Origin of the sequence: Variovorax sp., assembly GCF_965279555.1 — a bacterium.
GTDB lineage: Bacteria > Pseudomonadota > Gammaproteobacteria > Burkholderiales > Burkholderiaceae_C > Variovorax.
In genome coordinates, this window is record NZ_OZ257247.1 from 5,328,448 (window position 1) to 5,351,053 (window position 22,606).

General features: G+C 64.1%; 25 protein-coding genes. 14 read left to right on the plus strand and 11 right to left on the minus strand.

The genetic code is table 11. The annotated features are described in order from the left end of the window. The first annotated feature begins 29 nt into the window (after positions 1-29). Both recX and ACQY8B_RS24990 read left to right on the plus strand, forming a co-directional pair. Positions 30-491 carry a recombination regulator RecX gene (gene recX / locus ACQY8B_RS24985; protein ID WP_422084388.1) on the plus strand — a complete coding sequence of 154 codons (462 nt, stop codon included), beginning with the start codon at positions 30-32 and terminating at the stop codon, positions 489-491. Then, complete coding sequence (locus ACQY8B_RS24990) at positions 472-906, plus strand: SRPBCC family protein (RefSeq protein ID WP_422084389.1); 435 nt, start codon at positions 472-474, stop codon at positions 904-906. Before recX ends, ACQY8B_RS24990 begins: the two co-directional genes overlap by 20 nt. Positions 907-915: 9 nt before the next feature. Here ACQY8B_RS24990 and ACQY8B_RS24995 read toward each other — a convergent pair whose 3' ends face one another. The 8 genes from ACQY8B_RS24995 to ACQY8B_RS25030 are packed head-to-tail and all read right to left on the minus strand — an operon-like array spanning position 916 to position 7,269. Further along, a complete protein-coding gene (locus tag ACQY8B_RS24995; protein ID WP_422084390.1) occupies positions 916-2,025 on the minus strand; it encodes a mandelate racemase/muconate lactonizing enzyme family protein in 1,110 nt (369 codons plus the stop codon). A gap of 5 nt (positions 2,026-2,030) precedes the next feature. Further along, positions 2,031-2,849: a transporter substrate-binding domain-containing protein gene (locus ACQY8B_RS25000; RefSeq protein ID WP_422084391.1), complete on the minus strand. Its 819-nt coding sequence runs from the start codon at positions 2,847-2,849 to the stop codon at positions 2,031-2,033. 50 nt (positions 2,850-2,899) lie between these two features. Continuing rightward, the gene (locus ACQY8B_RS25005; protein WP_422084392.1) at positions 2,900-3,628 is read right to left on the minus strand and encodes an amino acid ABC transporter ATP-binding protein; all 729 of its coding nucleotides are present in this window, start codon (positions 3,626-3,628) and stop codon (positions 2,900-2,902) included. Then, positions 3,612-4,259 carry an amino acid ABC transporter permease gene (locus tag ACQY8B_RS25010; protein ID WP_422089107.1) on the minus strand — a complete coding sequence of 216 codons (648 nt, stop codon included), beginning with the start codon at positions 4,257-4,259 and terminating at the stop codon, positions 3,612-3,614. The genes ACQY8B_RS25005 and ACQY8B_RS25010 overlap by 17 nt, the downstream gene beginning before the upstream one ends. Before the next feature lie 25 nt (positions 4,260-4,284). Further along, positions 4,285-4,968: an amino acid ABC transporter permease gene (locus ACQY8B_RS25015; RefSeq protein ID WP_422084393.1), complete on the minus strand. Its 684-nt coding sequence runs from the start codon at positions 4,966-4,968 to the stop codon at positions 4,285-4,287. Positions 4,969-5,016: 48 nt separating this feature from the next. Next, a complete protein-coding gene (locus tag ACQY8B_RS25020) occupies positions 5,017-6,249 on the minus strand; it encodes a UxaA family hydrolase (RefSeq protein ID WP_422084394.1) in 1,233 nt (410 codons plus the stop codon). A 14-nt stretch (positions 6,250-6,263) separates the two neighbouring features. After that, positions 6,264-6,590, minus strand: a complete 327-nt coding sequence (locus tag ACQY8B_RS25025; RefSeq protein ID WP_422084395.1) for a UxaA family hydrolase — start codon at positions 6,588-6,590, stop codon at positions 6,264-6,266. Between the two features lie 7 nt (positions 6,591-6,597). Beyond that, positions 6,598-7,269 (minus strand): RraA family protein, encoded by a 672-nt coding sequence (locus ACQY8B_RS25030; RefSeq protein WP_422084396.1) that lies wholly within the window; start codon positions 7,267-7,269, stop codon positions 6,598-6,600. Positions 7,270-7,498: 229 nt separating this feature from the next. Between ACQY8B_RS25030 and ACQY8B_RS25035 the strand changes: the two genes are divergently transcribed. The 3 genes from ACQY8B_RS25035 to ACQY8B_RS25045 all read left to right on the plus strand — a co-directional run bounded on the left by ACQY8B_RS25035 (position 7,499) and on the right by ACQY8B_RS25045 (position 9,917). Further along, positions 7,499-8,269, plus strand: coding sequence for an SDR family oxidoreductase (locus ACQY8B_RS25035; protein ID WP_081268714.1), 771 nt, complete (start codon positions 7,499-7,501; stop codon positions 8,267-8,269). Between the two features lie 10 nt (positions 8,270-8,279). Next, complete coding sequence (locus tag ACQY8B_RS25040; protein ID WP_422084397.1) at positions 8,280-9,134, plus strand: IclR family transcriptional regulator; 855 nt, start codon at positions 8,280-8,282, stop codon at positions 9,132-9,134. 66 nt (positions 9,135-9,200) lie between these two features. Further along, the gene (locus ACQY8B_RS25045) at positions 9,201-9,917 is read left to right on the plus strand and encodes a hypothetical protein (RefSeq protein ID WP_422084398.1); all 717 of its coding nucleotides are present in this window, start codon (positions 9,201-9,203) and stop codon (positions 9,915-9,917) included. 15 nt (positions 9,918-9,932) lie between these two features. Here ACQY8B_RS25045 and argC read toward each other — a convergent pair whose 3' ends face one another. Next, on the minus strand, positions 9,933-10,856 hold the full coding sequence (gene argC / locus ACQY8B_RS25050) for an N-acetyl-gamma-glutamyl-phosphate reductase (RefSeq protein WP_422084399.1): 924 nt from the start codon (positions 10,854-10,856) through the stop codon (positions 9,933-9,935). 205 nt (positions 10,857-11,061) lie between these two features. Here argC and sucC point away from each other — a divergent pair, with 205 nt between their 5' ends. The 9 genes from sucC (at position 11,062) to ACQY8B_RS25095 (ending at position 21,409) form a co-directional block, all read left to right on the plus strand. Beyond that, complete coding sequence (gene sucC, locus ACQY8B_RS25055) at positions 11,062-12,228, plus strand: ADP-forming succinate--CoA ligase subunit beta (protein WP_116910423.1); 1,167 nt, start codon at positions 11,062-11,064, stop codon at positions 12,226-12,228. Between the two features lie 10 nt (positions 12,229-12,238). Beyond that, positions 12,239-13,132 (plus strand): succinate--CoA ligase subunit alpha, encoded by an 894-nt coding sequence (gene sucD / locus ACQY8B_RS25060; protein WP_422084400.1) that lies wholly within the window; start codon positions 12,239-12,241, stop codon positions 13,130-13,132. A 119-nt stretch (positions 13,133-13,251) separates the two neighbouring features. Next, positions 13,252-13,935 carry a TerC family protein gene (locus tag ACQY8B_RS25065; RefSeq protein WP_422084401.1) on the plus strand — a complete coding sequence of 228 codons (684 nt, stop codon included), beginning with the start codon at positions 13,252-13,254 and terminating at the stop codon, positions 13,933-13,935. A gap of 25 nt (positions 13,936-13,960) precedes the next feature. Further along, positions 13,961-14,770: a Stp1/IreP family PP2C-type Ser/Thr phosphatase gene (locus ACQY8B_RS25070; RefSeq protein WP_422084402.1), complete on the plus strand. Its 810-nt coding sequence runs from the start codon at positions 13,961-13,963 to the stop codon at positions 14,768-14,770. 66 nt (positions 14,771-14,836) lie between these two features. Beyond that, positions 14,837-15,487, plus strand: coding sequence for an FHA domain-containing protein (locus ACQY8B_RS25075; RefSeq protein ID WP_422084403.1), 651 nt, complete (start codon positions 14,837-14,839; stop codon positions 15,485-15,487). Between the two features lie 51 nt (positions 15,488-15,538). Continuing rightward, entirely contained in the window at positions 15,539-17,791 is a 2,253-nt protein-coding gene (locus ACQY8B_RS25080; RefSeq protein ID WP_422084404.1) for a CHASE2 domain-containing protein, read from the plus strand. 29 nt (positions 17,792-17,820) lie between these two features. Beyond that, on the plus strand, positions 17,821-18,624 hold the full coding sequence (locus tag ACQY8B_RS25085; RefSeq protein WP_422089108.1) for a 3',5'-cyclic-nucleotide phosphodiesterase: 804 nt from the start codon (positions 17,821-17,823) through the stop codon (positions 18,622-18,624). A gap of 209 nt (positions 18,625-18,833) precedes the next feature. Continuing rightward, on the plus strand, positions 18,834-19,331 hold the full coding sequence (locus ACQY8B_RS25090; RefSeq protein ID WP_422084405.1) for a pilin: 498 nt from the start codon (positions 18,834-18,836) through the stop codon (positions 19,329-19,331). Between the two features lie 62 nt (positions 19,332-19,393). Continuing rightward, complete coding sequence (locus ACQY8B_RS25095; protein WP_422084406.1) at positions 19,394-21,409, plus strand: hypothetical protein; 2,016 nt, start codon at positions 19,394-19,396, stop codon at positions 21,407-21,409. A gap of 129 nt (positions 21,410-21,538) precedes the next feature. Here ACQY8B_RS25095 and ACQY8B_RS25100 read toward each other — a convergent pair whose 3' ends face one another. Then, positions 21,539-22,117, minus strand: coding sequence for a GspH/FimT family pseudopilin (locus ACQY8B_RS25100; RefSeq protein WP_422084407.1), 579 nt, complete (start codon positions 22,115-22,117; stop codon positions 21,539-21,541). Then, a complete protein-coding gene (locus ACQY8B_RS25105; RefSeq protein ID WP_428745033.1) occupies positions 22,114-22,605 on the minus strand; it encodes a type IV pilin protein in 492 nt (163 codons plus the stop codon). The genes ACQY8B_RS25100 and ACQY8B_RS25105 overlap by 4 nt, the downstream gene beginning before the upstream one ends. Position 22,606 lies beyond the last annotated feature (1 nt).

Below are 22,606 nucleotides of genomic sequence, written 5' to 3' on the forward strand. Positions count from 1 at the left end.
CCCTGCCGGGGCCGCGCGAGCGATCCCGCATGGCATTCGACGCCCCGTCCCTCAAAGGCCGCGCACTGCGCCTGCTGAGCCAGCGCGAGCATTCGCGCTTGGAGCTGGAGCGCAAGCTGGCAAAGCATGAAGAAGAGCCCGGCACGCTGGCCAAGGCGCTCGACGAGCTGGCCGCCAAGGACTTCATCAGCGAGCCGCGCGTGGTGGCCTCGGTGCTCAACCAGCGCGCGGCCCGCTCGGGCGCGCTGCGGGTGAAGCAGGAACTGCAGGCCAAGGGCATCGCGCCCGAAGCCATCGCCGAAGCGGTGGCCAGCCTGCAGGAAACCGAAGTGGAGCGCGCCACCGCCCTCTGGCGCCGCCGCTTCGACGCCCCGCCCGCCGACGCGAAGGAACGGGCGAAGCAGATGCGATTCCTGATGGCGCGCGGTTTTTCGGGCGCCGTCGTGTCCAAGGTACTCAGGAGCGACTTCGATGAAATCGACGACGAATGAAGGCAGTGCTGCCGTCCAGTCCCGCGTCATCACGCAGCGCGTGGCCTGCGAATGGCGCCGCGCCTACGTGCTGGCGGCCGACCCTAAGCGCCTGCCCGACTGGGCCAGCGGCCTGGCCAGGAGCGCGCTGGTGCCGCACGGCGACCACTGGATCGTGCGCACGCCCGAGAGCGGCGACGCCCGCATGCGCTTCGCGCCGCGCAACGACTTCGGCGTGCTCGACCACTGGGTCGCGCCCGAAGGCGTGCCCGAGGTCTACCTGCCCTTTCGCGTCATCGGCGTCGGGCCCGACGCCTGCGAGCTGCAGTTCACGCTGCTGCGCCAGCCGCACATGGACGATGCGGCCTTCGAGCGCGATGCGCAGTGGATCGCGCGCGACCTGCAGTCGCTGCGCAGCCTGATCGAAGCCGACTGACCGGCCGGCTCAGCCGCGCAGCACCAGCGGCGTGAACTTGCGCCGCGCCTTCAGCTGGTCGGCGTCCCACTCGATGCCCAGCCCGGGCGTTTCCGGCGCCACCGCATGCCCGCCCTCGATGCGCAGGCGGCTTGTCGTCAGGTCGTCGAGCTGCGGGATGTATTCCACCCAGCGTGCATTCGGTACGGCGGCGCACAGGCTCACGTGCAGCTCCATCAGGAAGTGCGGGCACATCGCGATGTTGTGCGCCTCCGCGAGGTGCGCGATCTTCAGCCAGGGCGTGATGCCGCCCACCCGCGCCACGTCGGCCTGCACGATCGAGCAGGCGCCCTGCTGGATGTATTCGGCGAACTGCGAAGGGTGGTACATCGACTCGCCCACCGCGATCGGCACCGAGGTGCTGGCCAGCAGCTGCGCATGCGCGCGCACATGCTCGGCCGGCATCGGCTCCTCGAACCACGCAAGGTCGAGCGGCGCATATTGGCGTGCACGGCGGATGGCCTCGGCCACGGTGAAGCTCTGGTTGGCGTCCACCATCAGCTCGAAGTCCGCGCCGACCGCTTCGCGCACGGCCGACAGGCGCGCGATGTCCTGCGCCACATGCGGCTTGCCGACCTTGATCTTCGCGCCCAGAAAGCCATCGGCCTTGGCCGCGAGCGTCTGCTCCACCAGCCGCGCGGGTTCGATGTGCAGCCAGCCGCCCTCGGTGGTGTAGACCGGCACGCGCTGCTGCGCCCCGCCCGCCAGTCGCCAAAGAGGCAGGCCCGCCGCACGCGCGTTGCGGTCCCACAGCGCGGTGTCGATGGCCGCCAGCGAAAGGCTGGTGATCGCGCCCACGGCGGTCGCGTGCGTGTGGAAGAACAGGTCGCGCCAGATGGCCTCGTACTGCTGCGGGTCGCGCCCGATCAGGCGCGGCGCGAGGTGGTCGTTCAGCAGCGCCACGATGGACGAGCCGCCCGTGCCGATGGTGTACGTGTAGCCGGTGCCCGACGAGCCGTCGTCGCAGCGCACCGTGACCATCACGGTTTCCTGCGTCACGAAGGACTGGATGGCGTCGGTGCGCTTGACCTTGGGCGCGATGTCGATCTGCGCGATCTCGACCTGGTCGATCTTCGCCATCGCGATCAGCCTGCGTTGCGCGTCACGTCGGCCGGCAGGTCGGCGCCGTGGAACTTCTTGTAGATGGTGTTGAGCTCGCCGCTCTTGAGCTGCGCCTTCACGAACTCGTCGAGCCTGGCCTTCAGGCGCGGTTCGTTCTTGCGCATGCCGATGGCCATCATGTTGACCTTCATGGTGAACTTCGGCTCCATCTGCTTGGCCGGGTTCTTCTCGTTGATGGTCTTCAGCAGCGGCGGCGCGGTCGCGAAGATGTCGGCCTGCCCGCTCACCACGGCGGTGATGGAGGTGGCGTCGTCGTCGAAGCGAACGATCTGCGCGCCGGCCGGCAGGATCTTCGTCACTTCCTGGTCGTTGGTGGTGCCGCGCGTGGCAATCACTTTCTTGCCCGCGAGGTCGGCCGGGCCTGTGATGCTCATGCTCTTGGGCGCCCCCACGACGACCAGGATGGCGGCGTAGGGCACCGAGAAGTCGACCACCTTCTCGCGCTCGGGCGTGACCGACATGCTGGAGATCACGATGTCCGCCTTGTCGGTCTGCAGGAACGGAATGCGGTTGGCGCCGGTGGTCGGCACGATCTCGAGTTCGAGGCCCAGGCTCTTGGCCAGCAGGCGCGCGGTTTCCACATCGGAGCCGGTGGCGTTGAGCTTCTCGTCCTTCATGCCGTAGGGCGGCACGGCCAGGTCGATGGCCACGCGGATCTTCTTGGCGGCCGTGATGGTGTCGAGCTGGTCGGCATGCGCCGCGCCCGCGAAGGCGAGCGGCAGGGCCAGGGCGAGCGCGGAAAGCAGTGCGCCGCGGCGCCGGGCGAAGAAAGAGCGGGTCATCGATGGTCTCCTGGAGTTGTGAACGAAAGCGGGTGCCGGTGGCGCGCGGCTCAGAGGCCGGTGCCGATGAACTGGCGCAGTTCGGGCGTCTGCGGATTGCCGAGGATGCTGGCGTCGCCCTCTTCCCACACCAGCCCCTGGTGCATGTAGATGACCTTGTCGGCCACGCCGCGCGCAAAGGCCATCTCGTGCGTGACGAGGATCATGGTCATGCCTTCGGAGGCGAGCTTCTCCATCACCTTGAGCACTTCGCCGGTGAGCTGCGGGTCGAGCGCGGAAGTGACTTCGTCGAAAAGCATGAGCTGCGGCTTCATCGCGAGCGAGCGCGCGATGGCCACGCGCTGCTGCTGGCCGCCGGAGAGCTGCTCGGGGTAGGCGTCGGCCTTCTCGGCCAGGCCCACGCGCTCGAGCACTTCCATCGCGATGGCGCCGGCTTCCGAGGCGCTCATCTTCTTCACCGACTGCGGCGCGAGCGTGATGTTCTGCTTGACCGTGAGATGCGGGAACAGGTTGTAGCTCTGGAACACGATGCCCACGTCCTTGCGCAGCGCGCGCAGGTTCAGGGCCGGGTCGTGCACCGCGTGGCCGCAGCACTGGATGGTGCCGCTGCCGATGGTCTCCAGCCGGTCGATGCAGCGCAGCGCCGTGCTCTTGCCCGAGCCGCTCTGGCCGATGATCGCCACCACCTGCCCGCGCTGGACCGAGAACGACACGCCCTTGAGCACGTGCAGCTTGCCGAAGTGCTTGTGGACGTCGTTGAGTTCAACCACGGGCTGCATTGAGCTTCCTTTCAAGGGCGCGACTCCATCGCGAGAGCGGGTAGCAAAGAATGAAATACAGAACCACCGCGCACCCGAAATACAGGAAGGGCTGGAAGGTCGAGTTGTTCAGCACTTTGGCGTTGTAGGAAAGCTCGGCATAGCCGACCACCAGCGACGCGATCGACGTGTTCTTGATGATCTGCACCAGGAAGCCCACCGTGGGCGGCGTCGCGATGCGCAGCGCCTGCGGCAGGATCACGCGGCGCATGCGCTCGATCCGCGTGAGCGCCAGGCATTCGGCAGCTTCCCACTGGCTGCGCGGTACGGCCTGGATGCAGCCGCGCCAGATTTCGCCAAGGAAGGCGCTGGCGTAGACGGTGATGGCCAGCGCCGCCGCCGCCAGCGCGGGTACCGAGCCGATGCCCGCGATGTTGGGCCCGAAGAAGCACACGCCCATCAGCACCAGCAGCGGCGTGCCCTGGATCACCTGGATGTAGCCCGCGGCCGCCACGCGCACCGCCTTCACCGGCGACACGCGCGCCAGCGCCACCGCGAGCCCGATCAGCCCGCCGCCGACGAAGGCCAGCGCCGAGAGCTGCAGCGTGCCCCACGCACCCATCAGGAGAAAGCCGAAGTGCTCGGCCGGCATGAAAGTCATGGCGCGGGCCTCTTCTTCACAGCGGCGTGCCGAGCTTGCGCCGGCGCGGGAACACGATCATGCCGAGCAGCCAGAAGCCCAGGCGCATGGCGTAGGACAGCGCCAGGTACACCACCCACAGCACGATGAAGATCTCGAAGTTGCGGAAGGTGTCCGACTGGATGCGATTGGCCACGCCGAAGAGCTCTTCCGCGCCGATCGACGACATGATGCTGGAGGCCAGCATCAGCAGCACGAACTGGCTGGCGAGCGCCGGGTACACGCGCTCCACCGCCGGGCGCAGGATCACGTGCCAGAACACCTGCAGCTTCGAAAGCCCCAGGCACTCGGCCGCCTCGAGCTGGCCCTTGTGGATCGACTCGATGCCAGCGCGGATGATCTCGCAGCTGTACGCGCCGATGTTCACCACCAGCGCGAGCACCGCGCCCACCATGATCGGCATCGTCACGCCCGCGCTCGACAGGCCGAAGATCAGGAAGTAGCTCTGGATCAGCAGCGGCGTGTTGCGGATCGCCTCCACGTAGCCGCCCGCCAGGCCACGCAGCCAGCCATGCCGGCTGTTGCGGCCCAGCGCGCAGACGGTGCCCAGCGCGAAGCCCAGCACAGTGGCCAGGAAGGACAGCTGCACGGTCGTCCACGCGCCTTCGAGCAGCAGCGGCCACTGCTCGAGCACGGGCATGAAGTCGAACTGGTAGCTCAATGCGTCGGGCTCCGGAAGTCCAATGAAGACAGGAAGGAAAAGGTGCGGCTACGCGGCGCGCGCGAGCGGCAGGCACGAAGGCCCGAGCGGCTCGAAGGCCTTGTAGGTCAGGATGAATTCGCGGTGCCCCAGCGCTTCGGACTTGGTGGCGGTGCCATCGGCCACGCGGCGCACCGCGTCGAAGATCTCCTCGCCCACTTCCTGCAGCGTGCCGCGTCCTTCGAGGATGCGGCCGGCGTCGACGTCCATGTCTTCGTGCAGCCGGCGGTAGGTGTCGGGATTCGCGCAGACCTTGATGACCGGCGACACCGCCGAGCCCACCACCGAGCCGCGCCCCGTGGTGAACAGGATCACGTGCGCGCCGCAGGCGATGAGCTCGACGATCTCCGCGTTGTCGCTGATGTTCGGAAAGCCGAAGCGCGGCTCGCCGTCAGGCACCACGTCCAGCAGGTAGAGACCACCCTGCGGCGGCACGTCGCCGGGCTTGACGATGCCGTTGATCGGCGAGGCGCCGCTCTTGGCATACGCGCCCAGCGACTTCTCCTCGATGGTCGAGAGCCCGCCGTCGGCGTTGCCCGGGGCGAAGCTGCCGTGGCCCATGGTGCTGTAGTAGCGCGCGGCCTTGTTCACGCATTCGACGATGGCCTGGCCGAGTTCCGGCGTGGCGGCGCGCCGCTGCATGTGGAACTCGCAGCCGATCAGCTCGCCGGTTTCCTCGAAGATGCAGCGCGCGTCCTGCGCGATCAGCAGGTCGAAGGCGCGGCCCACGGCCGGGTTGGCGGTAATGCCGCTGGTGCCGTCGGAGCCGCCGCAGATGGTGCCCACCACGAGCTCGCTCGGGTCCATCGGCACGCGCTGCTGCTGCGCGAGTTCGGCCAATGCCCACTGCACCCACTGCGTGCCTTCGCGGGTGGTGCTGCGGGTGCCGCCCTCCTGCTGGATCGTGAGCGTGTGCACCGGCCGGCCCGAGGCGGCGACCGCTTCTTCCAGCTTGCGCTTGTTCATGCTCTCGCAGCCCAGCGAGATCAGCAGCGCCGCGCCCACGTTGGGGTGCGTGGCAATCGCTTCCATCATGCGTTCGGCGTACTCGTTCGGATAGCAGCCGGGGAAGCCGACGAGATGCACTTCCGATTCGCCGTCCTGCTGGCGGAAGTTGAGCGTGATCTCGCGCGCCACGTGATGCGCGCACTCGACCAGGTAGGCCACGACCACGACGTTGCGGATGCCCTTGCGGCCGTCGGCGCGCGGGAAGCCGCGGATCTGGAGATTGGGAGCGTTCATGCGGGGAGGGCGCCTCAGGCGTGGCCGACGAAGGTCTTGCCCTCGTCCAGCGTGTAGGTCGGCGTGTAGTCGCTGTCGAGGTTGTGCGTGTGGATGTGCTCGCCGGCCGCCACCGGCGCGTGCAGGCTGCCGATGACGGCGCCGTACTTCAGCACTTTCTCGCCGGCGGCAATGGCATGGCGCGCGAGCTTGTGGCCCAGGCCGATGTCCCTGGCCAGCACGACGGCGCCGCCCTCGAGTTGCACGGCGGTGCCGGCGGCGAGGTGGGTGCAGGCGATCACGCAGTTGTCGCCGGGCGAGAGCAGCACCAGCCGGGCCTCGATGGATGGCGGGTTCGGCATCCGTCGCTCAGAACTTGCGGTACTTCAGGTAGGCCTCTTGCGGGTCGGTGCCCGCGAGGATGGCGGTGCGCACGAGGTTCTCGCGGCCCATCATGTGCTCGGCCTCGGTGATGATGGCCTCGGCCTGCGCAAGCGGCAGGCAGATCACGCCGTCGGTGTCGGCCAGCAGCAGGTCGCCGGGGTTCACCGTGACATCGCCGATGCGCACCGGCACGTCCATCGCGTCGGGCAGCCAGTAGCCGACGATGTCGCGGGGCGTGAAGTAGCGGTGCCACACCTGGAAGCCCTGTTGCAGGATGAATTCGGCGTCGCGCACGCCGCCGTCGGCAATCACGCCCAGCACGCCCTTGCGGCCCAGCGTCTCGGCCGAGAGCTCGCCCATGTGCGAGACGGTCGAGTCGTTCGGCTGGATCACGGCGACGTGGCCCGGCTTGGCGCGCGAGAGAAACCCGGTCCACGCCATCAGCGTCTCGTGCGGATCGGCCGTGGGGTCGACGCGGCCATTCACCGTGAAGGCCGGCCCGCACATCTTCTGGCCGGCGATCAGCGGGCGCAGCGTGGGCGGCAGCGTGAAGTCGCGCAGGCCCGCGGCGCGCATCACGTCGTGGAGGATGCCCGTGTAGCAGGCTTGCAGGCGGGGGAGCAGCGAAGTAGCCGGGGCGTCGGAGGCGTGGGCCATGGGTATGTCTCGTTTTCTTAGATAAAACTACTTTTCATGAATGAGGTTAGCAGCAGGGGTTTGCCAGGATGCTGGGGTTTGCGCCTATTCGAGGGTATCTACCGATGATTGGGCGGTCCGGCACGGGTTTTTGAGGGGGCGCGGGGGCTTGCCAGTCGCGTATATTTGATTTCATCAGTGAAATTTGTATTTCACATGTGTGGCAACCATCACTCAAGGACATCGCCAAATGACTTCTCGCGTTCAAGGAAAGAACATCCTCGTCACCGCCGCCGGCAAGGGCATCGGCCGGGCCAGTGCGCTGGCGCTGGCGCGCGAAGGCGGCACCGTGTGGGCCACCGACGTGGACGAAGCCGCGCTGGCCGAACTCGCCGCGCTGGCCCGCGAAGAAGGCCTGGCGGGCCTGAAGACCGCCACGCTCAACGTGCGCGACAACGCCGCGGTGCAAGCCTTCGCGCAGACAACGGGGCGGCTGGACGTGCTCTTCAACTGCGCCGGCTTCGTGCACAGCGGCAACATCCTGGCCTGCGAAGAGGCCGACTGGGACTTCAGCATGGACCTCAACGCGAAGTCCATGTACCGCACCATCCGCGCCTTCCTGCCGGCAATGCTGGAGCGCGGCGGCTCGATCATCAACATGGCCTCGGCCGCGTCGAGCGTGAAGGGCGTGCCCAACCGGTTCGTGTACGGCGCCTCGAAGGCCGCCGTCATCGGGCTGACCAAGGCGGTGGCGGCCGACTTCATCCAGCAGGGCGTGCGCTGCAACGCGATCTGCCCGGGCACGGTGGAGTCGCCCTCGCTGCGCGACCGCATCTCGGCACAGGCCCAGCAGGCCGGCACCGACGAGGCCGCGGTGCGCGCCGCCTTCGTGGCGCGCCAGCCGCTGGGGCGCGTCGGCAAGCCCGAGGAAATCGCCGCACTGGTGGTGTACCTGGCTTCCGACGAGTCGGGCTTCACGACCGGCGCCATCCATATGATCGACGGTGGATGGTCGAACTGAACGGGGAACGATGAAGCAAGCAGCACCAGCGCCGGAAGAACAACAGGGCCAGGAAGGCCACGAAGAGGCCGCGCCGGAAGGCGAGGGCGCGCTGCGCTACGCCGCGCCGGCCCTGGAGAAGGGGCTGGACATCCTGGAGGCGCTGGCCGACAGCGTCTCCGGCTACACGCTCAACGAACTGGCGCAGAAGGTCGGGCGCAAGGTCAGCGAGATCTTCCGCATGGCGGTGACCCTGCAGCGGCGCGGCTTCGTGCAGGTCGACGAGAACGACCGCTACACGCTCACGCTGCGCATGTTCGAGCTGGCGCACCGCCAGCAGCCGCTCAAGAGCCTGGTCAGCGTGGCGCTGCCGCTGCTGCGCGAGCTGGCCAACCGGGCGCGCCAGTCGTGCCACCTGGCCATGTACCAGGGCGGGCGCGTGGTGGTCATCGCGCAGGTCGAAAGCCCCGAGCGCTGGTCCTTCGGGCTCAAGGTGGGCGTGGTGATGGGGCTGACGGACACCTCCTCGGGCCACGTGCTGCTGGCGTTTCGCGACGAGATCGACCGCGCCCGCATGCTGCGCGCCCACATCGGCGTGGAAGGCGAGCTGGAGATGGACCCGGGCGAGCTCTTCGCCATCCTGCAGGACGTGCGCGAGCGCGGCTACTCGGCCATGCCGAGCAAGCAGACGCGCGGCATCACCAACATCGCATTCCCGGTGATGGGTGCGGCCGACCATGTCATCGCGTCCATCAACGTGCCGTACATCGAGCGCATCGACCAGAAATCGGCGCCGGACGCGGTGCAGGTGCGCGGCATCGTGGGCAACATCGCCGGGCGCCTGTCGGCGCTGATGGGGGCCAGCGGGTACAACGACAACGAGTAGCGCGAGGGCGGGGGGCGGGGCGGGGGCAATGGCATCATCCGCGGCAAAACTACGGAGGAGCCTTTCATGTCATCTGATCCCGTCGGCCAGCAGTCTCTCGTGCGCACCGGTGCCAAGGCCGGCCTGTCCTTTGCCGGCTCCGTCATCAAGGGCGGCCTGCTTGGCGTCGTGCTGGGCGGCGGCGTTTTCTTCTTCTATCTGAGCCAGCTGCAAGGGCCGGGCAACGTGGCCGCGCGTGCCGGCGGCGTCGGCGCGCTGGTGGCGCTCATCACCTCGCCGCCGCTGCTGGTGGCGCTGTTGCTGCTGCTGTTCGTGGTCGTCTACGTGATGCTGGGCGTGCACCAGGGGCGCGCGCGTGCGATGCAGCATCTGGTTGCGGCGCGCGGGGAGGCCGTGTCGCAGCGGCTGGCCGGTGCCATTGCCGGCCGCATCGAGGCGATGCCGCGCACGCAGGGGGCCTTGCATCGCGCGGCCGACTGGCTGTCGGTCGACGCCTTGAGCAAGCAGCTCGCGCCGGTGCTGGGCGAGGGCAGGGCGGTGCGCTCCGTGGTGTCCTTCGTGCTGAACCGACTGCCGATGAGCGAGATGCTGGCCGAATGGCAGCAGAGCCGCGCCGAGCATGGCGCGCCTGCCGCGGGTGAAGACCCCGCGCTGCGCGCACTGCTCACGCGCCGCATCAACGAGACGCTGCAGGATATGGCGACGCCCTCTCGCAGGCCGCTGTACATCGCGCTGGGCGCGCACGCGGCCCTGCTGGGCGTGGGGCTCTGGCTGGTGAACTGAGCGCGCGGCTGGCGCTCAGAGCGCCAGCATCAGCTTCAGGTTCTGCACCGCGGCGCCGCTGGCGCCCTTGCCGAGGTTGTCCAGGCGCGCGATCACCACGGCGTGCCGGTGATCTTCATTCGGGAACACGCGGATCTCGAGGTTGTTGGTGTCATTGAGCGCCAGCGCTTCGAGCTTGCCGTCTTCCGTGGGCGGCAGCACCTTCACGAACTGCTCGGGCGTGTTGCTCCGGGCGTAGTGCGCGGCCAGGGCGTCCTGCAGGTCGCCGGCCTTCGGCTTGCCGGGCAGCAGGTCGAGGTGCAGCGGCAGCTGCACCAGCATGCCCTGCTTGAAATTGCCCACCGACGGGATGAACACCGGCCGGCGGGTGAGGCCCGTGTAGGCCATGATTTCGGGGATGTGCTTGTGCTTCAGGCCCAGCGCGTAGATCTCGAACAGCGGCGCCTTGCCGCTCTCGTAGTCCTCGATCATGGCCCGGCCGCCGCCCGAGTAGCCGCTCACGGAGGGCAGCGAGATCGGGAAATCGGCGGGCAGCAGGCCCGCATCGACCAGCGGGCGCACCATGGCGATGGCACCGGTGGCGTAGCAGCCGGGGTTGCCCACGCGATCGGCCTTGGCCACGGCCTGCCAGTGGCCTTCGGTGAGTTCGGGAAAGCCGAATACCCAGCCGGGAGCGATGCGGTGTGCCGTGGAGGCGTCGATGACCTTGGGCTTCTTGCCCGGGAGCTGGTCGATCAGCGCGACCGATTCGCGCGCCGCGTCGTCGTGCAGGCACAGCACCACCAGGTCGACGCCTGCCATCAGGTCGCGCTTGGCATTGGCGTCTTTTCGCAGTTCGGGAGCGATGCTCACGAGTTCGACCTGCGGCATCGTCTGGAGCCGTTCGCGGATTTGCAGGCCGGTGGTGCCGGCTTCGCCGTCGATGAAAACCTTGGCCATGGTGGTGTATGCCCCGGGGTAGCTAGAAGAAAGTACGTATTGACCGCAACCCCACGTACAGTATTGGTGCGGCGCACCATGATACAGTCCGCGGTTGTTCGCCGCCCCCAGCCGTCAGGCTGCCGTCGCCCGCGAGCAACAGAGCAGAAACACTCTCACCCCAGATCTCCCGTTCTCAACCTCCTCCTTCCGAGAGACATCCCTCATGAAGATTCACGAGTACCAAGGCAAGGAAATCCTTGCCAAGTTCGGCGTGCCGGTGCCGCGCGGCATCCCGGCCTATACGGTCCAGGAGGCGGTGGAAGCCGCCCAGAAACTTGGAGGCCCGGTGTGGGTCGTCAAGGCCCAGATTCACGCGGGTGGCCGCGGCAAGGGCGGTGGCGTCAAGGTCGCCAAGACCATCGAAGACGTCAAGAAGCTCGCCGGCGAGATCCTCGGCATGCAGCTCAAGACGCACCAGACCGGCCCCGAAGGCCAGAAGGTCCGCCGCCTCTACATCGAAGACGGCGCCGACATCAACAAGGAATACTACGTTTCCGCCGTGACCGACCGCGCCACCCAGAAGGTGGCCTTCATCGCTTCGAGCGAAGGCGGCATGGACATCGAGGAAGTGGCCCACTCCTCGCCGGAAAAGATCATCACCGTGTTCGCAGACCCCGAAAAGGGCCTGACCGACGAACAGGCCAAGCAGATCGCCGACGGCATCGGCATGCCGGCCGACTCGACCGCGCAAACGGTCGACATCCTGAAGAAGCTCTACACCTGCTACATGGAGACGGACGCCTCGCTGGTCGAGATCAACCCGCTCAACCGTGACAGCAAGGGCAACGTCATGGCGCTGGACGCCAAGTTCAACTTCGACAGCAACGCGCTGTTCCGCCACCCCGAAATCGTGGCCCTGCGCGACCTCGACGAAGAAGACGCGGCCGAAGTCGAAGCCTCGAAGTTCGACCTCGCCTACATCTCGCTGGACGGCAACATCGGCTGCCTGGTGAACGGTGCCGGCCTGGCCATGGCCACCATGGACACCATCAAGCTGTTCGGCGGCGAGCCGGCCAACTTCCTGGACGTGGGCGGCGGTGCCACCCCCGAGAAGGTCACCGAAGCCTTCAAGATCATGCTGAAGAACAAGAACGTGGAAGCCATCCTCGTGAACATCTTCGGCGGCATCATGAAGTGCGACACCATCGCCACCGGCGTGATCGCAGCCTGCAAGGCCGTGAATCTGCAAGTGCCGCTGGTCGTTCGCATGAAGGGCACCAACGAAGTCGAAGGCAAGAAGCTGCTGGCCGATTCGGGCCTGCCGATCATCAGCGCCGACACCATGGCGGACGCGGCCCAGAAGGTCGTGGCAGCAGTCAAGAAGGCCTAAGGAACAAGTCATGTCGATCTACATCAACAAAGACACCAAAGTCATCACGCAAGGCATCACCGGCAAGACCGGTCAGTTCCACACTGAAAAGTGCCAGGAATACGCGAACGGCAAGAACGCCTTCGTGGCTGGCGTGAACCCGAAGAAGGCCGGCGAGTCGATCTTCAACATCCCGATCTTCGGCTCGGTCAAGGAAGCCGCCACGCAGACCGGCGCCACCGTGTCGGTGATCTACGTGCCGCCGGCAGGCGCCGCGGCCGCCATCTGGGAAGCCGTCGAAGCCGACCTGGACCTGGCGATCTGCATCACCGAAGGCATTCCGGTGCGCGACATGCTCGAAGTGCGCAACAAGATGAAGGCCAAGGAAGCGGCCGGCGGCAAGAAGACCTTGCTGCTGGGCCCGAACTGCCCCGGCCTGATCACGCCCGACGAAATCAAGATCGGCATCATGCCCGGCCACATCCACCGCAAGGGCCGCATCGGCGTGGTCTCGCGCTCGGGCACGCTGACGTACGAAGCCGTGGCTCAACTGACGGAAATCGGCCTGGGCCAGTCGTCGGCAGTCGGCATCGGCGGCGACCCGATCAACGGCCTGAAGCACATCGACGTGATGAAGGCCTTCAACGACGATCCGGACACCGACGCGGTCATCATGATCGGCGAAATCGGCGGCCCGGACGAGGCTGACGCAGCCCGCTGGTGCAAGGAACACATGAAGAAGCCGGTCGTCGGCTTCATCGCCGGTGTCACCGCCCCTCCCGGCAAGCGCATGGGCCACGCCGGCGCGCTGATCTCCGGCGGCGCCGACACGGCCGATGCCAAGCTGTCCATCATGGAAGAATGCGGCTTCACCGTGACGCGCAACTTCTCGGAGCTGGCCAAGCTGCTCAAGGCCAAGCTGTAAGAAACGGCCCCTGGACACCGGCCGCAGAGCCGGGTCATGCGAGGACCACGCAGAAATAAAAAAGCGCCCGCACTGGATTGCGGGCGCTTTTTTCAATAAAACACAGTGGGATCAGAGACATGGAAATTCTTCAAAGCACAGACTTCTGGTTAGGTCTGCTCAAGATCGTCTGGATCAACATCATCTTGTCGGGGGACAACGCGGTGGTGATTGCGATGGCGGCGCGCTCGTTGCCGCCTGCACAGCAGAAAAAGGCCGTACTGTTCGGTTCGGGAGCGGCCGTGGTGCTGCGCATCGTGCTGACGGTGGTGGCGGCCAAGCTGCTGGCGCTGCCTTACCTGCAGATCATCGGCGGCATGCTGCTGCTGTGGATCGGCATGCAGCTGCTCAGCGAGGACGACGAGGACGACGGCGAGTCCAAGGAATACGGCAGCATGACGGCGGCCGTGCGCACCATCCTCCTGGCCGACCTGGTGATGAGCCTGGACAACGTGATTGCCGTCGCGGCCGCCGCGCAGGGCAGCATGGTCCTGCTGATCCTGGGCCTGGCAATCAGCATTCCGTTGGTGATTTTCGGCAGTACCCTCATGATCAAGCTCATGGAACGCTTCCCCATCATCGTCATGCTGGGCGCCGCGCTGATCGGCTGGGTCGGTGGCGAAACCATCGTGAGCGACGTCGCACTGCGCGATGTGCTGGCCGCCAATCCCTGGTTGCACTATGCAGCGGCTGCGGCCGGTGCGGTGTTTGTCGTGGCCGCGGGCCGCTTGATGCAACGGCGTGCGCACGCCGCTGCTCACTGATTTGCGAAGTCTGCGCTGACAAACCATGGCGAGTGTCGGCGTCTCCCTGTTCTCCACCCGTCCACCGCTGACCTGGGAGTTCGCCGCCCTGACCGATGTCGGCAGGCTGCGTGCTCACAACGAAGACGCCGTACACGTGGATTCCGCGCTGGGGCTCGCCTTGCTGGCCGACGGCATGGGCGGCTACAAGGGCGGTGAGGTGGCGAGCGCCATGGCTGTCTCGCTGCTGCACGCCAGCTTCGGCCGCTGGTTCGCGCAGGCCGGCATGCAGGCACCAGCCCGCGTGGTGCGGCGTGCGCTGCAGGCTGCCACCGACGAGGCCAACGGCTCCATACTGCACGCCGGCACCACCAACCCCGAGCTGCAGGGCATGGGAACGACGCTGGTGCTGGCAGCCTTTCGGCCGCAGCGCGTGGTGGTCGGGCACATCGGCGACTCGCGTTGCTACCGGGTGCGCAACAACAAGCTCGAACTGCTCACGCGCGACCATTCGCTGCGCCAGCAGCAGCTCGACGCGGGCGCCATCACCCCCGAGGAAGCGCTCAACTCGCCAACCCGCAACCTCGTGACTCGGGCAGTCGGCGTGGAGGCCCAAGTCTTGCTGGAAATGCATGAGCACAGCGCAAGGCCCGGCGATCTCTATATGCTTTGCTCCGACGGGCTGAGCGAGATGGTTTCGGATGCGCAGCTTTTCACGCTTCTAGGACACGATGTCGGGCTCCAGAAAAAAGCTTCACTTTTGGTTGCAATTGCCAACGAGAATGGTGGCAGGGACAATATTTCGGTTGTTCTGGCAAGGGCAGGCGTTGCGGAAACGCCTCGCGCAGCCAAGTAGCAGGCCTGAGCGGTACCCCACCGCTGCGCTTGCAATCATTCAAGCTTTGCAATCGGGGAGTCGGCAATGCCGAAGATGATCATTTCGGTCGATGGCGTTGTCATCGGGCAAGTGGCGCTCGCCAAGGAACGCACGACGCTGGGACGTCGCGCCTACAACGACATCGTGATCGACAATCTGGCAGTCAGCGGCGAGCACGCCGTGCTGCACATGAGCGATGGCGACGTCGAAATTGAAGATCTCAACAGCACCAACGGCACCTACGTCAATGCGCTCGCCATCCAGAAGCAGGCGCTCAAGGACAACGACGTCATCGAGGTCGGAGGTTGCCGGATTCATTTCCGTGCCCGCAGCAACCTGGCCGTCGGCCCAGGTTCCGTGCGCAATCCCGTGGGCGAATATTCGCCCTCCACGCCGCTGTCTTCGGCCCCCACGGAATCGGGCGCGCTCGTCGAGCTCGGCATTCCCGTGCTGCGGGTGCTGGCCGGCCCCAACGAAGGCCAGGACGTCGCACTGCAAAAGGTCGTCACCACCATCGGCAAGCCCGGTGTTGCAGTGGCCGTCGTCACGCGCCGGCGACAAGGCTACGTGGCAGCGGGCGTCGAAGGCAATGTCACGCTCAACGGCCTGCAACTGGGCACCGAGGCAGTCGCCCTGCAGGAGCGCGACGTGCTCGAGCTCGGCGGCACCGCGCGCATGCAATTCGTGCGGGTCTGATTCTTTTCTCCCCGGGTTTCGTGGCGGCGTGAACCGCACGGACGGCGCGCCGTGAGCGTGTTCCGGCGGCATTGGCCGCGCATCGTCATCAGCCTGCTGCCGGTGCTGCTGGCGCTGGCGCACGCCACCGGCGCCTGGCCGCTGAGCGCGCTCGAGCGCCTCGACCGCCTGATCTACGACATCCGCCTGCGTGCGACCATGCCGCGAACGCTCGATCCGCGCGTGGTGATCGTCGATGTCGACGACGCCAGCCTCGCGCGCCAGGGGCAGTGGCCCTGGGCGCGCGACAAGATCGCCGGCCTCGCCACTGAACTTCTGGGCCGCCAGCAGGCGGCTGTGCTGGGCTTCGACGTCATGTTCCTCGAGCCCGACCGGAGTTCCGGCCTCGAGAGGCTGCGGGCAATTGCGGCCGGCCCGCTTCGTGGCATGCAGGGGCTCGCCACCGAGATCGAGCGGCTCGCCCCCGCGCTGGACCACGACGCCACTCTTGCGAGGTCGCTGGAGGGTCGGCCGGTGGCGCTCGGCTACTACTTCACACGAACCGCCACGCCCAGTGCCAAGGGGCAATTGCCCGACGCGCCACTGCTGCCGGTCGACGCGTTTCCCGCCAGCGGCATCTACGCTTCCAGCTGGAACGGCTTCGGCGCCAGCCTGCCGGCGCTCGCCAAGGCCGCACCCACCGCGGGCTTCCTGAACACGCTGGTCGGCGCACAAGGCGACGGCGTGATCCGCAGCGTGCCCCTCATCGCCCGCTATCAAGGCGACCAGGCCCAGCCCGGCTACTACGAGTCGCTCGCGCTCGCGGTCTACCGGCTGGCGAACGGCTTGCCGCCCGTGCGCCCGGCCTTCGCCCCTGGCGGCGCCGTGCCGCGGCTCGAATCCCTGCGGATCGGCCAACTGCGCGTGCCGGTCGACCAGACCGCCAGCATGCAAGTGCCGTTTCGCGGCCCGGGCGGCGCGAGCGGCGGATCGTTCCGCTACATCCCGGCCGCCGACGTGCTCGAAGGCCGCCTCGGCCCCGGCGAGCTGAAAGGAAATATCGTGCTCGTCGGCGCCACCGCGCCAGGCCTGCAGGACCTGCGCGCCACGCCCGTCGAGGCCGCCTTCCCGGGCGTGGAAGTACACGCCAACGTCGTCTCCGGCCTGCTCGACCAGCGGCTGTTCAGCGTGCCGGACTATGCGCCGGGCTACGAAGTGCTGAGCGTGCTGGTGACGGGGCTGCTGCTGGCCTTCGGCCTGTCTCTGCTGTCGGCGCCGCGCGCGGTGCTGCTGGTCGCGGCAACCATCGCCGCGCTGGCCGGGCTCAACACCTGGCTCTTCGTCGGCCACGGCCTCGTGCTGCCGCTTGCGTCAGCCCTTGCCATGACGATGCTGGCGTTCGTGCTCAACATGAGCTGGGGCTACTTCGTCGAATCGCGCGCGCGGCGCGGGCTGGTGCGGCTCTTCGGCACCTATGTTCCGCCCCAGCTGGTCGACGAAATGCTGGTCCAGCCTGACCGCTACAGCATGCGCGCCGAAAGCAAGCAGATGACCGTGATGTTCTGCGACATGCGCGGCTTCACCCGCCTGTCGGAGCAGATGACGCCGGCACAGCTCCAGGCCTTCCTCAACACCGTGTTCAGCCGGCTCACCGACGTGATCAGCGCGCACCGTGGCACCGTCGACAAATACATGGGCGACTGCGTCATGGCCTTCTGGGGCGCGCCCATCGATGCGCCCGACCACGCCGCATTGGCCGTGCGCGCCGCGCTCGACATGGCCGATGCCGTGCGCGACATCAACAACGCCAACCGCGCCGGCGGCCGCCCGGAGATCAGCGTGGGCATAGGCATCAACAGCGGCGTCATGAGCGTGGGCGACATGGGCTCGGCCGCGCGGCGCAGCTACACCGTCGTCGGCGACGCGGTCAATCTGGCGTCGCGCCTCGAGGGCCTGAGCGGCCACTACGGCGTGGAGATCGTCGCCAGCGGCACCACCTGCGAACTGGCGCCCGGCTACGTCTGGCAGGAACTCGACAGCGTGCGCGTCAAGGGCAAGGCGCAGGCCGTGGCCGTGTTCACGCCCCTGGCCGAGCGCACGCCCGAAGCCGAAAAACAGGCCCAGCCGATGCTCGAGCGCTGGGGCGACGTGCTTGCCGCCTACCGCCGCCAGGACTGGGCCGTGGGCCGGAACTTGCTGGCCCCCCTGCTCGCCGCGGATGCCAAAAAAGTCCTTTACCAGCTCTACGCCCAGCGTTTAGCCTCCATGGCGTTGCGGCCCCAGGATCCGAACTGGGACGGCGCAACCCGGTTCGAAACCAAATGACGACGGACACACACAAGGGGTCTTTCACAATGCAGGTTCGTGTGCTGGGTTGCTCAGGCGCCATTGCCAAAGACTGCCGCACCACCTCGTTCCTGGTCGACACCGACCTGCTCGTCGATGCGGGAACCGGCGTCGGCGACCTCACGCTCGACGAAATGGCCGCCATCGACGACGTGGTGCTGACGCACTGCCACCTCGACCACATCGCCGCCTTGCCCCTGATGCTCGACGCCGTCGGCAGCCGCCGCTCCAGACCGCTGCGCGTGCATGCGCTGCGCGCCACCATCGAAGCGCTGCGGGCGCACGTGTTCAACAACGTCATCTGGCCCGATTTCGAGAGCATTCCCAGCCTGGAAGCGCCGTTCGTGAGCTTTCACGACATCGAGGTGGGGCAGATGCTGCAGCTGGGCAGCTGTGCGCCCAAGTCGATCGAAGTGCTGCCGGCTGTGCATACGGTGCCGGCCTGCGGCTTTGCCGTGCGGCGGGCTTCCGGCGGGGCGAACTGGGTTTTCAGCGGCGACACCGAGCGCAACGCGCCGTTTTGGGACCGGGTGAATGCGCTGGATGTGGCGATGCTGGTGATAGAGACAGCCTTCAGCAACCGTGAACAAGCGCTGGCCGAGCGCAGCCTGCATTTGTCACCGGTGATGCTGGCGGATGAACTGGCGCGGATCGCGCCGGGGAAGCAGTTTCCGATCTACATCACGCATACCAAGCCGGCGGAGACCGACGAGATCATGAGCCAGATCGAGGCGCTGGCGGAGCATCAGGTGGCGGGGGTGGCGCTGCGGGATATCAGGTGGTTGAAGGCGGATGGGGTGTTGACCTTTTGATGCATCGGCGGCGCGTGCCGGGATGACATATTTGTCATGTCAGATGCATCTGGACACAAAATGTGTCGCACCGTGTTACACGTTGGTAAACAAAGGTGACGCGTTCGGTCGGCAGGAGGCTGGTTCGGTGGGTGGCACAGATGCTGCGGAAGTTCTCCCGCTCCGGGCAGGTTCCCGGGCGTAACAACCAACCAACCTGGAGTTAGTGAATGAACCGTCGTTCCATCGCACGCAACGTGCAAAAGGGTTTCACCCTTATTGAATTGATGATCGTTGTAGCGATTATCGGTATCTTGGCTGCTGTGGCGCTGCCGGCTTATCAGGACTACACGGTGCGTGCGAAAGTGTCCGAAGCCATTTTGGCCGGTTCTTCCTGCCGTACCAGCATCACTGAGACGGTGCAAAGCGCGGTGGGCTCGACTCTCCCGGCTGCTAATGCATGGGGATGCGAGTCGAGTGGCTCGACCAAGTACGTAGCTTCCGTTGTGACCACGGACACAGGCGTGGTCACGATCACAACGTCCGCTGCGACTGATTTGAGGGATGCTGCAAGCAAGACAATTTCGATGACCCCGTACGCAGATCCTTCCAATACTCTTGCTAATACCGACACTGGTAAGACCATTTTCAAATGGGTCTGCGGCCCAGGTGTAAGTGGTACCGCGATCAGCGCAAAATATCTTCCAGGTTCTTGCCGCGGGCAGTAATTGCAACGCGCAAAATAAAAGGCCCCTTCTGGGGCCTTTTTGTTTTTTAACAGCAGCAATATATGCGCAATAGACTTTCGCTCTGGCACTGGACTTCGTTATTCTTGTTGAACTTGGCCTTCTGTTTTCTCGCGGGAAAAGATTACAACTGGGATTTACTTAATTACCATTTTTATGGGCCATCCCTGCTGCTTGACAATCGTTGGAGTCAAGATTATTTCGCAGGCAGCATCCAATCGTATTTGAACCCGATCGCATATGTGCCATTTTATCTAATGGTTAAATGGGGATGGTCGGCGCTGATCATCGGCCTAATATTGTCGACGATAAACTTTCTGAACATCATTGTTGTCGGAAGTATCGCCAAAAAATTGTTTTCGGAGCGCGTCGATGATAGCCGGGTGCTCATCTACATGACATGCCTTTTGGCTATGGCAGCACCGGCATATTTGCAGGCCAATGGCTCATCGTTCAACGATCCATATGGTTCAGTTTTTATTCTTATAGCAGTTCGCGTACTGTTGTCCAGCAAATTTTCCAGCTGGCAACAAGCCGCTTGGGTAGGGTTCTTTACAGGTGCGGCAACCGGAATTAAGCTGACTAGCGCAACTTTTGCAGTTGCGTTTATGGCTTGTTTCATCGCCAGAGCTTTATTCGATCGTCGCGCATCTTGGCGGGAGTTACCAGCGCAGGTAGCGCTTTTTGTTGCTGGTGCTACAACGGCTTTCGTCATCTTGCATGGATTTTGGTCCTTTAAATTGTTGCAAGAATTTGGTAGCCCCGTATTCCCATTTTTCAATGCGGTATTTAAAGCGCCAGAGTTCCAGTTCGTCAACAACCGTGATTTTAGATTTCTTGGGAGTGGATTGTCAGGGCTTCTATTTTTGCCTTTCGACATGCTTCGCACACAAAGCTGGATATATAGCGAAGCGGTATCACCCGATCTCCGGCCCTCAATTTTGATGATGCTTGCTGCAGCTGCCGCATCGCTTAGCCTGTGGCGCGCGTACAGATCAATCGGAATCAGATCAAAGAATTCTGTCAACGGCGCATCGATGGAATTTTCGTCGCAGCACGTTTGGACGCCTGCGACAACTTTAGTATTTTTCGCGATCGTCGCATTTCTTATTTGGGGTGTTACCTCCCGAATCGGCCGATACGCATTTTCGCTCTGGCTCTTAGTTGGCCCACTGCTCGGGCTGGCTGCATTAAAGGTAGGAGGTCTTAAATTCGCCCGTATTACACTAGGTGTAGTATTGGCACTCCAAACCTACATTCAATTTTTCCACGGTTCTTATCGTTGGTCCCCCGTAGCCTGGGAAGAGTCGTGGCTTGATTTCAAACTCCCCTCTGCAATCACGCAACAACCCGCCGGAATAATTTCGACCGACACTCTATCATTTTCTGCAATCGTGCCTTCGCTACACCCCGACTCGGGCATGGCGACAATCAGCGGAATGCACACGATGGAAAACGGTTCGGAAATGCCAAGTAGGTTGACCTCGCTAGTGCAAAAATATAATAGTAATCTGTATGTTCTCTACGCTATTGGTCAGTTTGGTGTCGAGAAAAAAATAGAAATTTCGAGGGCAAGACTAAGAATTTTAGATGAAAAGCTCGCTCCATACGGGCTAGAACTTAAATCCAAATCGCCAGAATCAGCGTGTGAATACGGACGCTTACCGTTCAATAGAAAAGTGCACTCCTGGTCACCGGAGCCAGATATTGAAGAGGGATTCGCATTTGCATTTTGTAAAATTGAGAAAACCTCGGAGGCTAGAAGGCTCGATGCTGCAGAAAAAAGTCGACTACACGATCGGCTTTTTGAGGTGCTCGAAGATGCGTGTCCTGAAGTTTTTGCGCCTAAGCGGGTTGTCACCATTCATCACAACGACGAATACATTCGGTCTTATTTCAATACAGCGTCCGGACTCTACACTGACCACGGGAGCATGTATTTGACAGGCTACAGAGTGCTTTTTCCGACATACATAGGACGTCTTGAGGAAATATTGCAACTTGTCAAAAAAGATGATTTTAAATGCCCGTCCCTACCCGCCCATCGATACTTGGATTGAAAAAGAATTTGCGCATGCTTGAGTAAGTAAATGAAAAGCGCCCAATTCTAAGAATAAGGCGCTTTTCCCTTCGTTAGTTGTGGGCGAGATAAACTAAAACCAAGAAGCATTTGGCTAAAAGGCAGGCGATTATTCAACGGCAGACGTCGTGCACGTTGTATCAGTAGCAGGTTGACAAGCTCTGACCCTTCCAGTCTTCGCGACTATCACAATTCGAGTCTGTTGCGTCTTCGCGGTGCCCGATATGTCGTTGCGCTCAATCTTTAAGGTGGCAGCCTGAAACGTTGAATCGCTTGCCTGCGTGTAGCCAGAGGGGTTAAACATTACGTATGCTGGGCTACTTTGCGCTGTACCCTGCCCTGTCGTTGAGAAGTAGCTTGGTAGAGCGCCCTGTTGCACGATGAGAATGTCTGAGCCACCGAATTGCTGGTTGTTGTCGGTATCGACAAAAACCGTCCAGCCGGTTGCCCAGTTGTTGTCTTCACGTGGCACGACGACCGCTTGCCGGCCACGCTTCATAGCTTCACCCCTTGCAGCACTAAGTGCTGCTACGAAAGAATTGGCCGCAGACGAAAGCTCTGAACTTCGTTGAAAGGCCACGAAGCTTGGCACGCCGACCACCAGCAACACTGCCGCAACAGCAATGGTGACCATCAACTCGATGAGAGTGAAGCCTTTCATTCCTGTGCGATTACGACGGGTATTCATGGCCAGCAAAGCCGGAAGTTTGAACTGGAAGCTGTTCCAGAGCAGGTCTTCACGCCCGTACTCGTCAAGCTTAGATCGTCCACAGCGGGGTCAGCTTTTGTAGGCTTTGCCGTGAGCATGATGCATTCCTTGATGCTCGAAGTCGACGAGCACGCCGCGGCTGAAATCCAATAGGCTGGTGCTGTCGAGCTATCACCCGAGTAATTCTTGAAAGGAAGCGGCGTCGGCAAGGTTGTCGTTGCCTGGCTGATTACGCCGGTATTACTGGTCGTGAAATCAAGGTAAGTGTTGCGCTGCGTCATGTACCGCTCCTGCTGCTGCATGAGTTCGAGCAATGCAGTACGCGCTTGCGCGCGCCGGCCTTTAAGTACCGAATCGGTATAAGCCGGATACGCAATAGCCGCCAAGATCCCAATCACAGCCACGACGATCATCAACTCGATCAGCGTGAAGCCACGCATATCGGCACGTTTCTTTATGTGGTTCATG